The 11,923-nt window shown below is 63.6% G+C and carries 12 protein-coding genes; 5 read left to right on the top strand and 7 right to left on the bottom strand.

The window, feature by feature from the left end; translation table 11 throughout:
• Window positions 1-8: 8 nt before the first annotated feature.
• The 4 genes from AB5Y98_RS20550 (at window position 9) to AB5Y98_RS20535 (ending at window position 3,419) form a co-directional block, all read left to right on the top strand.
• Window positions 9-986 carry an ABC transporter permease gene (locus AB5Y98_RS20550; protein WP_368232789.1) on the top strand — a complete coding sequence of 326 codons (978 nt, stop codon included), beginning with the start codon at window positions 9-11 and terminating at the stop codon, window positions 984-986.
• Window positions 976-1,788, top strand: coding sequence for an ABC transporter permease (locus tag AB5Y98_RS20545; RefSeq protein WP_368232788.1), 813 nt, complete (start codon window positions 976-978; stop codon window positions 1,786-1,788). Before AB5Y98_RS20550 ends, AB5Y98_RS20545 begins: the two co-directional genes overlap by 11 nt.
• 100 nt (window positions 1,789-1,888) lie before the next feature.
• Window positions 1,889-2,677 (top strand): ATP-binding cassette domain-containing protein, encoded by a 789-nt coding sequence (locus AB5Y98_RS20540; protein ID WP_368232786.1) that lies wholly within the window; start codon window positions 1,889-1,891, stop codon window positions 2,675-2,677.
• Window positions 2,678-2,777: 100 nt separating this feature from the next.
• Window positions 2,778-3,419: an ATP-binding cassette domain-containing protein gene (locus tag AB5Y98_RS20535; protein ID WP_368232785.1), complete on the top strand. Its 642-nt coding sequence runs from the start codon at window positions 2,778-2,780 to the stop codon at window positions 3,417-3,419.
• Window positions 3,420-3,739: 320 nt separating this feature from the next.
• Here the strand turns inward: AB5Y98_RS20535 and hypB are convergent, their stop codons facing one another.
• Window positions 3,740-4,594 (bottom strand): hydrogenase nickel incorporation protein HypB, encoded by an 855-nt coding sequence (hypB, locus tag AB5Y98_RS20530; RefSeq protein ID WP_368232783.1) that lies wholly within the window; start codon window positions 4,592-4,594, stop codon window positions 3,740-3,742.
• Between hypB and AB5Y98_RS20525 the strand changes: the two genes are divergently transcribed.
• Window positions 4,475-4,831: a hypothetical protein gene (locus tag AB5Y98_RS20525; RefSeq protein WP_323941390.1), complete on the top strand. Its 357-nt coding sequence runs from the start codon at window positions 4,475-4,477 to the stop codon at window positions 4,829-4,831. The two genes, hypB and AB5Y98_RS20525, sit on opposite strands and share 120 nt — an antisense overlap.
• Here the strand turns inward: AB5Y98_RS20525 and hypA are convergent.
• The 6 genes from hypA to selB form a co-directional block, all read right to left on the bottom strand.
• Window positions 4,809-5,150, bottom strand: coding sequence for a hydrogenase maturation nickel metallochaperone HypA (gene hypA / locus AB5Y98_RS20520; RefSeq protein ID WP_168754978.1), 342 nt, complete (start codon window positions 5,148-5,150; stop codon window positions 4,809-4,811). The genes AB5Y98_RS20525 and hypA overlap by 23 nt on opposite strands.
• An 84-nt stretch (window positions 5,151-5,234) precedes the next feature.
• Entirely contained in the window at window positions 5,235-6,239 is a 1,005-nt protein-coding gene (gene hypE / locus AB5Y98_RS20515) for a hydrogenase expression/formation protein HypE (protein ID WP_368232782.1), read from the bottom strand.
• Window positions 6,236-7,354, bottom strand: coding sequence for a hydrogenase formation protein HypD (gene hypD, locus AB5Y98_RS20510; protein WP_201885960.1), 1,119 nt, complete (start codon window positions 7,352-7,354; stop codon window positions 6,236-6,238). Before hypD ends, hypE begins: the two co-directional genes overlap by 4 nt.
• The gene (locus AB5Y98_RS20505) at window positions 7,348-7,599 is read right to left on the bottom strand and encodes a HypC/HybG/HupF family hydrogenase formation chaperone (RefSeq protein ID WP_016350988.1); all 252 of its coding nucleotides are present in this window, start codon (window positions 7,597-7,599) and stop codon (window positions 7,348-7,350) included. The genes hypD and AB5Y98_RS20505 overlap by 7 nt, the downstream gene beginning before the upstream one ends.
• A 5-nt stretch (window positions 7,600-7,604) precedes the next feature.
• Window positions 7,605-10,043, bottom strand: a complete 2,439-nt coding sequence (gene hypF, locus AB5Y98_RS20500; protein WP_368232780.1) for a carbamoyltransferase HypF — start codon at window positions 10,041-10,043, stop codon at window positions 7,605-7,607.
• Window positions 10,040-11,923 carry a selenocysteine-specific translation elongation factor gene (gene selB, locus AB5Y98_RS20495; RefSeq protein WP_368232779.1) on the bottom strand — a complete coding sequence of 628 codons (1,884 nt, stop codon included), beginning with the start codon at window positions 11,921-11,923 and terminating at the stop codon, window positions 10,040-10,042. Before selB ends, hypF begins: the two co-directional genes overlap by 4 nt.

The raw sequence follows: 11,923 nt of genomic DNA, 5'->3' as shown, positions 1-11,923 counted from the left end.
CGTCCACCATGATGACTGCCACACTGAAAGCCATGCTGCGACTGGCAGGGCTGCTCTGTCTGGTCTCTGTTGCCACCTTTGTGCTGCTGAGCTACTCCCCCATCGATCCCATCAAGGCCTATATCGGCAACGATCTGCTGCACGTGCCGCCCGAGCAGTACGCCCGCATCGCCGCCCGCTGGGGGCTGGATCAGCCGCTCTGGCTGCGCTATTGGCACTGGTTTAGCCAGGTGCTGCGGGGGGATCTCGGTTACTCCATGCTCTACAACGCGCCGGTGAGCGAGGTCATTGGCCAGCGCTTTGCTGCCTCCTTCCTGCTGCTGGCGGGGGCATGGCTGCTCTCCGGCTGTTTCGGTATTCTGCTGGGCCTCTGCGCCGGTCGCTATCTCAACCGCTGGCCCGATCGCCTGATTTGCCGCTTTGCCTACCTGCTCGCCTCTTTGCCCACCTTCTGGGTGGGTCTCTTGCTGCTCGCCCTGTTTGCGGTGCACTGGCCCTTGTTGCCGGTCTGCTGCGCCTGGACGCCGGGACTGGCTGCCGATGAGGCGGATTGGGCCATGCGGTTGCGTCATCTGTTGCTGCCGGTCACAACCCTGGCGCTGCTCGGGGTGGGCAACATTGCCCTGCATACCCGGGGGCGGGTGGCCGAGGTGCTGGCGAGCGATTTTATTCGCTATGCCCGCGCCCAGGGGGATGGCGGCTGGCCCATGCTGCGCTTTCACGTGCTGCGCCACGCCCTGACCCCGGCGCTCTGCCTGCAGTTTGCCTCCCTCGGTGAGCTGATTGGCGGATCGCTCTTGGCAGAGAAGGTCTTCTCCTATCCGGGGCTCGGCCAGGCCACCGTGGATGCGGGGCTGAGGGGGGATATCCCCCTGCTGATGGGCATAGTGCTCTTCTGCACCCTGCTGGTCTTTTTGGGCAACACGACGGCGCGGGTGCTGCTGGCCCGCATCAACCGCGGTTGGGAGAGTGCGCATGCTGTTTAATCCGCTCCCCTCCTTGCTGCGTCTGGGCTTTGCGCTGATCTGCCTGCTGCTGCTGGCCAGCTACGGCTGGAGCCTCTCTCATCAGGATGTGCCGATGGATCTGCTGGCGCGCCAGCAGCCCCCCTCGCTGGTTCACTGGTTCGGCACCGATCAGATGGGGCGGGATCTCTGGCTGCGGGCCTTTCAAGGTACCCTCACCAGTCTGGAGCTGGGCATCAGCACGGCCCTGTGCAGTGGCCTGCTGGCCATGGTGGCGGCAAGCGTGTCGCTCATTCATCCCAGGTGCGATGCGGCGGTGCGCCTCGTGATCGACGCCATGCTGGCGCTGCCCCATATGCTGCTGTTGATCCTGATCTGCTTTACCGCAGGGGGCGGCATGCGTGGGGTGATCCTGGCGGTGGCGCTGACCCACTGGCCCAAGCTGGCGCTCATTCTCTGCGCCGAGGCGCGGCGGATCGCCAGCAGCGACTACGTGGTGCTGGCCCGCTGTCAGGGGATGGGGGCGCTGCGCCGCTGGCGCACCCACCTGTTGCCGGGGCTGTTGCCCCAGTGGTTTATCGGCACCCTGCTGATGTTCCCCCATGCGGTGCTGCACAGCGCGGCCTTGAGCTTTCTCGGCTTTGGTCTGGCGGCCCACGAGGCCTCGCTTGGTCTGCTGCTGGCCGATGCCCTGCGTTATCTGGCCGGCGGTGGCTGGTGGCTGGCCCTCTTCCCCGGTCTGATGTTGCTGACCTTGGTTTTACTGTTTGATCAGGCCACTCGCGCCCTGCAACAACTCTGGTTTGGGGGGGAAGCATGCTGATATTTGAAAGCGCCATCTGGCGTCAGCGCAGTCTGGCTGGCGCGGCTGTTCGATCAGGTTACTCGCGCGCCCTGCAACAACTCTGGTTTGGAGGGGAACCATGCTGAGCTTCGACCAGGTGACCATAGAGGCGGCCCACTACTCCTGGCTGGGGCGGCGCAGCTGGCAGCCATTGCTGACCGATATCAGCCTGCAATTGGCGCCGGGGGAGATAGTTGCTCTGGTGGGGGGGAGCGGCGAGGGCAAGAGCCTGTTGCTGCAAAGCGCCCTGACCCTGCTGCCGGACAACCTGCGCATGCGCGGCAGCATCTCTCTCGATGGCACGCCCCTGTGCGATGCCAGCCGGGCCCGTTTGCGCGGCCACACCCTCTGCTATGTGCCGCAGGGGGTGAGCGCCCTCAATCCGTTGCTGACGGTGGAGCGCCAGCTGGGGCGTGCGGCACGTCTCTGCGGCCAGAATGGTTCTCGCGAGCGGCTCGGCGAGCAGCTGCTGCGCTACCAGTTGCCCGCGACCACCTTGGACAGATTCCCGCGCCAGCTCTCCGGCGGCATGGCCAAGCGCATTCTGGCCTGCACCGCGGCCCTTGGCGGTGCCCGCTACATTCTGGCAGACGAGATCACCGCCTGGCTCGACGAGGGGCTGGCCTGTCTGCTGCTCGGCCAGTTGCGTGAATTGGCCAATCAGGGCAGCGGTATCCTCTGGGTGACCCACGATCTGGCGCTGGCGGCCCGCTTTGCCGATCGCATAGTCGCGCTGCATCAGGGGCAGGTGAGCGATACCTTGAGTTGCCACCATCTGTGGCAGGGGCAGGGGAGCGAGATGCTCCGCGCCCACTGGCAGGCGCTGCCGGAGTTCAATTCGCTCTTCCCTGTGCCGGAGGTTTCATGATGTTGGTATCTCTGAGACTAGCCGTGTGCTGCGCGGCAGACATTCAGTGGCAGGTGCTGCTGGAGTTCAACGCACTCTTCTCTGTGCCGGAGGTTTCCTGATGTTGGAAGTCCGGGATCTCACCATCGCCCAGGGGGAACGCCCCCTCTGGCAGGGGTTATCGCTGACGGTGAAAGCGGGCGAGCGGGTCGGCATCTCCGCCCCGAGCGGTTATGGCAAGACCACGTTGGGGCGGGTATTGGCCGGTTGGCAACCGGTTGGGGACGGCGGGCAGATCCTGCTGGATGGGCAGCCGGTGCCTGAGCCAGTGAAGGGCTATAACCCCATCCAGCTGGTGCCCCAGCACCCGGAACTCACCTTCAATCCCTATCGCACCACAGGGCAGGCGCTCTGGGATGTATGGCGCCCCGATGACGCCATGCTGGCCCGCTTTATGGTCAAGCCTGCGTGGCTCGGTCGCAAGCCCGGCCAACTCTCCGGCGGCGAGCTGGCCCGTATCGCACTGCTGCGTGCCCTCGATCCCCGCACCCGTCTGCTGATTGCCGATGAGGTGACCGCCCAGCTGGATCCGCAAATCCAGCGCCAACTCTGGCGGGAGTTGATGGTTGAGTGCGAGCAGCGCGGTCTTGGCATGCTTGTCTTCAGTCACCAACAGGCACTGCTGCGCCAGATCTGCCATCGGGTGCTGCGCTTTGGCGAGGAGACGGCTGAGCAGGAATTGATGGTCTGCAATGTGGCCTGAGGATTGGTGTTCCCCCTCATCCCCAGCCCTTCTCCCGCAAGGGGAGAAGGGAGCAGAAGCGTCATCTCGCTAGGCTCGGGGTTTGGAATTTGGGAAATATGGCAGGTGTATGCTCGCAGACCCTCTCAGGGGGCGAATATTTCGAGCATATTGCCAGCATCCATGAACAGGTTCCCTCTCCCTGGGGAGAGGGCCAGGGTGAGGGGACGCGAGTGTGGGACGCTGGCCATTCGAGACAGATAGCACGGCCGGCAAGGTCTACAGATAAAAGAGAGGGACCCTCTCTTGTTTTCTACCGTTATCAGCGGTGTTTAACCGGTTTAGGCACTGGCCAGCCAGTTGAGCCAGGCATCCATCCCTTCACCCATGGTGGCGCTGACCTGGATCACCTGGATATAGGGGTTGACCCGTTTGGCGTTCTCGATGCAGCGTGCCACGTCAAAGCTGACGTAGGGCAGCAGATCGATCTTGTTGATCACCATCAGCTGGGCGGCGGCAAACATGTCCGGGTATTTCAGCGGCTTCTCCTCCCCCTCGGTGACAGAGAGGATCGCCACCTTGTACTTCTCGCCGAGATCGAAGCTGGCGGGGCAGACCAGATTGCCCACGTTCTCGATAAAGAGGATGCCCCCTTCATTGGCGGGCAGCTGGTGGCAGGCATCGTGAACCATCTTGGCGTCCAGATGGCAGCCCTTGCCGGTGTTGATCTGCACGGCAGGCACGCCGGTGGCACGGATGCGATCCGCATCGGCGCTGGTCTGCTGATCCCCTTCGATCACCGCGCAGGGGCGCTTGTCGGCCAGCTGGCGCAGGGTTTCGCACAGCAGGGTGGTCTTGCCTGAACCCGGGCTCGAAACCAGATTGAGCACCAGCTGGGCCGCCTCGTCGAAGTGTTCACGGTTGTGGGCCGCCAGCGCGTTGTTCTTGGCCAGCACATCCATCTCGATGGCGATCAGCTGGCGCTGCCCCATGCCGGGCACCGACAATCCCGCTTCCCCTTTGCCGTAGTGCAGATCAGCCTGCTGATGGTCATGGTCATGGTCATGGTCATGGTCATGGTCATGGCTGTGATCATGGGGATGCGCGTGGGAATGGCCGTGGTCATGAGAGTGGGCATGTTCATGATGATGGTCGTGGGGGTGCTCATGGGGCTGATCATGTCCCTCATGGCCCATGGGAGCACGCACCCCGTGGTAGTGGTGATGGACATCCCCCTGATGGTGATAGTGGTGGTGAATGATCAGGGTACGCTGCGCACTCTGCTCGTGGTCATGATGGTGATGGGCGTCATGACCATGTTGATGGTGATGTTCATGTTCGTGATGATGCTCATGATCGTGCTCATGGCCGGCGATCCGCGCCTGGCCGCATCCGCATACGCTACACATATCAACTTACCTCGATGTCGGTGATGCGCAGGCTGTTCCCTTGCGCGACTCGTAATTTGTACCCGCCACACTCGGGGCAGGCTTGCCCGCGCTCGGTGAGGGTGACCGTCTTGTTGCAGTCGTAACACCAGGCTTCTGCCGCCTGGTGCTGAAAGTGCAGCTGGGCGCCTTCGACGGCGGTGCCCTTGGCGGCCGCCTCGAAACAGAAGGCAATGGTGTCCGGGTCGACGCAGGAGAAGCTGCCGACCTCGAGCCAGAGGGCGGTCACCTTGGTAAAGCCCCGCTGGGTGGCCTGTTCGGCCGCCAGATCGATGGCGGCCATGGCCAGAGACATTTCGTGCATGGTGGCTCCTTAACCGATATGGGGAGGAGCAGTGACTCCTCCCCCTAATTGGGAAAACGGCATATGGCTGAACGGCATGGCCGATCAGCAGATCCGCGGCAGCAGCTCCCCTTGCGGCAGCTCCAGATAACGGCGGCTGCCCCAGGGGTTGTTGAGGATCACCTTGTGGCGATCGCTTGCCTGCACCACGCCGATCTGGCTGGCGGCGGGGTTGAATTGCCGCAAGATGCCCAGTGCGTCCTGCGCCTGTTCGGCAGGCAGGGCCAGTACCATGGTTCCCTCGTTGGCGAGATCATGGGGCTCGAAACCGTAGAGTTCGCACAGGCCACGCACCGGATCGCACACCGGAATGGCGGACTCCTCCAGCTCGATAGCAACACCGGAGGCGCTGCTCCACTCGTTGAGCACGGCGGCAAGGCCGCCGCGGGTGGCGTCGCGCAGGGCATGAGGGGTAATGCCAGCTTTTAGCAGCGCTTCGACCTGGGGCCAGAGAGTGGTGCAGTCGCTCTTGAGATCAGATCCCAGTTGCAGGGCGTCACGGGCCATCAGGATGCAGGCGCCGTGGCTGCCGATATCCCGCGACACCAGAATGGCGTCACCGGCCTTGAGGCTCCGCACCGAAATGCCTTGGCTCTGTTCAGGCAGCGGGAAGGTACCGACCCCGCTGGTGTTGATAAAGATCTTGTCGGCCGCTCCTCTGGGCACCACCTTGGTGTCGCCGCAGACGATGCGGGCGCCGCTGTTGGCAAGCTCTGTTGCCATCGATTCGACGATGCGGGCCAGATCGGCGTAGGGGAACCCCTCCTCGATGATAAAGCTGCAGCTCAGATACTCGGGCTTGGCCCCCATCATGGCGAGATCGTTGACCGTGCCGGCGATGGCCAGCTTGCCGATATCGCCCCCCTCGAAGAACAGTGGCGAGACGGTAAAGCTGTCGGTGGTGAAGGCGACGGGACCGCTCACCGGCAACAGGGCGGCATCTTCACCGCGCAACAGGATCTCGTTGCCAAAGTGGCGAAAGAAGAGCTGGTTGATCAGCTGGTTCATCTCCACACCGCCGCCGCCGTGGCTAAGTTGGATTTCTCTCATCGTTCCTGGATCCCCATATATCGGTAGTAGGCATTGCAGGCCCCTTCGGAGCTGACCATGCAACTGCCCATGGGCTGGGTCGGGGTGCAGCCCCGGCCAAAGACTTTGCACTGGTTCGGCTTGGCCAGCCCGCGCAGGATATCGGCGCACTGGCACGCCTTGTGGTCATCGATGGGGGTCTCACTGAGTTGAAAGTGACGCTCCGCATCGCGCTTGGCAAAGTCATCGCGCAGGCGCAGGGCGGAGGCGTTGATGTCCCCAAGGCCTCGCCAGCGAAAGTGCTCGCGGGTCTCGAAAAAGCGCTCGACCAGCCGCTGGGCGGCTTTATTGCCGCTGGCGGTGACGGCGCGGCTGTACTGCACCTCCAGGGCGTAGCGACCCTCCACCTTCTGGCGCACCATCATCAGCAGCGCCTCCATCACATCCACTGGCTCAAAGCCGCTCACCACCACCGGCACCTGATAGCGATCGACGATGGGCAGGTAGATATCGGCGCCTGTGATGACGCTGACGTGGGAGGGGCCGATAAAGGCGTTCACCTTGGCCACCCCGTCGGCCATCACCGCATGAATGGCGGGCGGCACCAGCACATGGTTGATATGAAACAAGAGATTCTCGACCCCTTGCTCTTCAGCGGCAGCCAGCAAGGCGGCGGTCATGGGGGTGGAGGTCTCGAAACCGATGGCGAAGAAGACCACGGTTTTCTCCGGGTTCTCACGGGCGATGCGCAGCGCATCGAGGGGGTCATAGACCGGGCGGATATCGCTCCCCTTGGCGCGCTGCTGGGCCAGCGTGCCTTTGGAGCCCGGCACCCGGATCATGTCCCCCAGGGTGACCAGAATGACGCTGGGCTGGCTAGCCAGCTCGATGGCCTGATCGATGCGTTCTTTCGGCATGATGCAGACCGGACAGCCGGGGCCGTGGACAAACTCGATGCTGGCTGGCAGCAGCTGGTGCAGGCCGTACTTCATGATGGTGTGGGTATGGCCGCCGCACACCTCCATCACCCGCAGCGGTTCGGGCAGATCTTTGGCCAGTTCGGTGATCTGGGCGGCGAGGGCGCGGATCACCTCGGGCTGGCGAAAGCCCTGAAAGAGATCATTCAAGGTCAGCATGGCAAGATATCCTGGTTGGGCATCAGGGCCACCATCTGGCGGAAGCTCTCGAGGCTGGCCTGCGCCTCCTCCTGGTCAATCTTGCTCATCACAAAGCCGATATGGAGCAGCACATAGTCGCCCACCTGGAGGGGCTCTTCGAGCAGCATGCAGCTGACGCGTCGCTGCACCCCCAGGGTATCAACGGTGACGCAGTTATCTTCGGGGTGCAGTTGCACCACCTGAGAGGGGATGGATAGACACATGAATTTCAGGACTCCGACAAGGTGGCACAACCGGTGATGACAGGCTGGTGCGTGGCAAGATGGTGGATGGCAAACCAGAGCTGACCGGCGGCGATGCCACCGTCATTGAGCGGCAGGGTTTCGCTGGTCAATACTTGCCGGCCGGCCGCTTCGAGAGCGGGCACCAGCTGGTCCATCAGTACCCGGTTTTGAAAGACGCCGCCCCCGAGCGCCACCGGATGGCCGGGGAAGCGCTCGGCCAGGGCGATGACCAGATTGCTGATGGCGCGGATAAAACCGGTGGCCAGGCGGGCGGTTGAGGTGCCTTGGCGCCGCTCGCTGACAAGGGTATTGATGAGCTCGGCCCACTCTATGTGCAGTGACCCCTCCGTTGATTGGCTGAGATCAAAGGCGAGGGGGAAGGGCGCTTCATCGGGGGCCAGCTGCAAGGCGGCTGCCTCCAGCAGGAGCCCGGCCTCGCCCTCGTAATCGGGGGTATCGATCACCCCCAAGAGCGCCGCCACGGCATCGAACAGACGGCCGATGGAGCTGGTATGGGGGGCGTTGCGACCCAGCTGCCAGAGCTGGTGCAGGTTGCGGATCCGCTCAAGTGGCAACGTGTTGATCAGCGGAATATCGAGAGCGCTGATCTGCTCAGGGCTGTGCGATTCAAACAGCAGCCCCAGCAACTGGCGCACCGGCTCGCGAATGGCCGCCTCACCGCCAATAAGCTTGAAGGGTTTGAGGTGGGCAACCCGCGTAAAGCCCTTCACATCGGCCAGCAGCAGCTCGCCGCCCCAGAGGGTGCCGTCATCGCCAAGGCCGGTGCCGTCGAAGGCAACACCCAGCACCGGGCCCCTGATGTCGTGCTCGGCCATCACCCCCAGCAGGTGGGCGTGATGGTGCTGCACCTCGAGATGGGTTGCACCCTGATGGTGGCAATAGTCCTTGGCCCACTGGTGGCTGAGGTAGCCGGGGTGGCGATCCGAGACCAGAACTTCGGGTTTGAGATCGTAGAGATCGCGAAAGGTGGCCAGGGTCTGCTCGAAGTGCTCCTGCATCGGCAGGCTGTGCAGATCGCCGATATAGGGGCTGTAGATGCGCTGGCGGCCAAAGGCGAGCGCCAGCTGGTTCTTCTGCTGCGCCCCGACCGCCAGCAGCGGCACCTTGACCGCCTCTTGCAGGCTGGGGGTGCAGGGGGCATAACCCCGGGCCAGTCGCAACGTCTGGCGTCGCCCGCCTGCCCACTGCACCAGACTGTCGTCGCACGGGTGCAGTATGGGGCGGTTGTGATCCAGGATGCCGTCAATCTCGCCCCCGAGCTCCCTGACCACAGTATCGCATTCGATGAGGATCGGGCTGCCGCGACCATTGGCGCTGGTGGCCACCAGCGGCATGGCGCAGGCATCCAGCAACAACTGGTGCAGCGGGGTGTAGGGGAGCATGATGCCAAGGTAGGGGATGCCGGGGGCGATCCCCTCGGCCAGCGGCGCGGCTGACTGTCGGGATTCTGAGAGCCGATCATCGTTAATGCGCTTGCGCAGCAAGGTGATGGGCCTGGCCTGAGAGGCGAGCAGTTGCCACTCCTCCTCGCTGCCGGTGACATGCAATTTGGCCTCGGCAAGGGAGCCCATCATCACCGCCAGCGGCTTGCGCGCGCGCCGCTTGAGCGTTCGCAATCTGGCGACACTCTGTTCATTGCGGGCATCACACATCAGGTGATAACCCCCCATTCCCTTGACCGCAATCAGCGCCCCCGCTTGCAGGGCGCGGGCGGCTTCGAGCAGTGCATCCTCGCGCTCGGCCAGCGCATCGCCGTGGCCGCTGCGCCAGGTCAGATGGGGCCCGCACTCGGGGCAGCTCACCGGCTGGGCGTGGTAGCGTCTGTCCAGCGGGTCTTCATAGGCCGCCGCACAGCGCGGACACATGGCAAAACCGGCCATGGCGGTGTGGAGCCGATCGTAGGGGAGGCGGCGAATGATGGTGTAGCGCGGGCCACAGTGGGTACAGTTGGTAAAGGGGTAGTGATGGTGGCGATCCGCAGGGTTGGCCACATCGTTGGCGCACGCCTCGCACATTCCCTGATCCGGCGAGATGGCGACCGTGGCGGCGCTCTGCTGCTGGCTGGCTTTAATTCGAAACTGGCCATGAAATTGGCCATCGAAGTCGGGATCATGAGCGAGGGGCAGTTCCCGCTCGCTGAAGTGATCGATACGGCTAAGTGGCGGCGCCAATTCCCGCAGTTCGCGGGCAAAGCTGGCGAGCTGCTCAGGCGATCCTTCGGCGCCAATAGTGACGCCGTTGGCATCGTTCAAGACATAACCGGCAAGTCCGTGGCGCAGCGCCAGCCCATAGACGAAGGGGCGAAAGCCGACCCCCTGCACGATACCGTCGATATGAAATTCGCGGCGCAGTCGGCTGGCCACAGGATTTGGGGAGATAGAGGGGGCGATGGTGGCGCTCATGCCGGGTCCATCTCATCTTGAGTCTGCGGCAAACGCAGCACCCGGCGCTCGTTCTCCTCGCGCCTCACCCAGCCATCCATCTCCATGCGCAGGCAGAACGGAATGGCGTATTTGCGCGACAAACCGGTGATCTCCTTGAGGGATGCCATGTCGATCAGATCTCCCACCTGCTGGCCCGCCAGCACGGCGGCGACCATCTGGTTGTAAAGGGCGGCGTCGTAGTAGATGGGGCCATCGAGCTGCACCAGATACTTGAGTCGCGCCAGATTGCGCAGCTGCTTTTGCAACGCGCCTTTTTGTAACAAGCCCTGCTGCAGGGCCGCGGGCAGCTTGCGGGTGATAAAGGGATCCAGCTCCACGCCGCCGGGGCCCAGTTTACCGGGCTCGTACCCCTCCTTGCCTTGATCTCGCACCACCTTGAGCACCAGCAGCGCCTCTTCCCCCAGATCGTCTTCCGACTCGCCGCTGCCCGGCTGCCACTTGTCATGGTGCAGACGAACTAGCTGCTCACTTTTGAGCTGCTGGAGCAGGGCCTGAGTGACCGGCAGGGCGATACCAAAGCGGGTTGCCAGCTCGGCGGCACTAAGGGGTTCACTTTTCAGTGTGGCCAGCAGTTGATCGCGGCTCTGGGCCAGCCAGCAGCTATCCAGCAGCCAGTCAGCGAGGGGGGTGACCTGCTCGGGCCGCTGGTCAAAGCGGCTGGCCAGCACATAGCCGTTGAGCCCCAGCTGCAGGGTTGCGGGGTTGTAGTGTTCCAAGTCATCAGGCAGCTCGCCCAGCAGGGTGTGCAACGCCTTGCGTCTGGCGGGGTGGATGTCACCGCACCAGACGATGCGGGCGCCGTGCAGTAGTTCGCTGCTGCCGTGGCGAATGATGGCAAGCGGCTGGCCGAAGAAGCAGGGAATGGGGCTGGTAAAGATCAGCCGTGCCAGCCGGGTATCCTTGATGGGCACGAAACGGGCCCGGCCATGCCAGCTGCCGAGGGCCACTTCGACCTCGCGGTTGCGCTGTTCCCGGATGCTGCCGCCGACCTCATTTAGCCGCACGATAAGGTGGGTGGCCGCCTCGCACTGGCCGACAGTGCTGGTAAGACAGTGACCGCGGGCCACCTCCTTGTGGGGCACTTTTTTAAGGCCCACCGCTACCCGGCAGACGGCGCCGATTTCGTCGACGCTCTGGTGATAGGCCTGCAGGGAGCGCACCTGCACTTCCCGATCGGCGGGGTAGAGGCGCAGCTTGTCCCCCACCTTGAGGCGGCCCTGTTGCAGGGTGCCGGTGAGCACTGTGCCGGTGCCGTTGGCGGTAAAGACCCTGTCTACATAGAGGCGCGGGGCAGCCTGTTCGCGGGGGGCATGATGCTCGGCCATATCCCCCAGCTGGCGCACGATGGCGGTGTGCAGGGCGGCCATATTGGCACCGGTCTTGGCGCTGACGCTGACGATGTCGGGCACCATGCCGCTCTCGTCCATCACCCGCTCCAGCAGGCTCTCTTCAAGCAGTAAAAGCTCGTCGGGGGAGATCAGATCGCTCTTGTTGATGCAGACCAGCAGGCGCGGCACCCCCATCGCCTTGAGCAGGCGCAGGTGATCGCCGGTCATCGGCATCCATCCCTCGTCGGCGGCAATCACCAGCAGCACCAGATCCAGACTCCAGAGCCCAGCCACCATGTTGCGGATATAGCGCTCGTGGCCGGGCACGTCGATGACGCCTATGGTGTTGCCCTGACCGTCGTCGAAGTGGGCAAAGCCAAGATCCTGAGTCATGCCGATGGCCTGCTCATGGGCACGGGCGGTGGTGATGCCGGTGAGGGCCTTGATAAGCTGGGTTTTGCCGTGATCCACGTGGCCGGCAAGGCCGATAACGGCGCGATAGGGGGTCAT

The organism is Aeromonas sp. s3, assembly GCF_040907805.1.
Lineage (GTDB): Bacteria > Pseudomonadota > Gammaproteobacteria > Enterobacterales > Aeromonadaceae > Aeromonas > Aeromonas dhakensis.
Note: the sequence above shows the minus strand (reverse complement) of the source record. Positions and strands in the feature narration are given on the sequence as shown.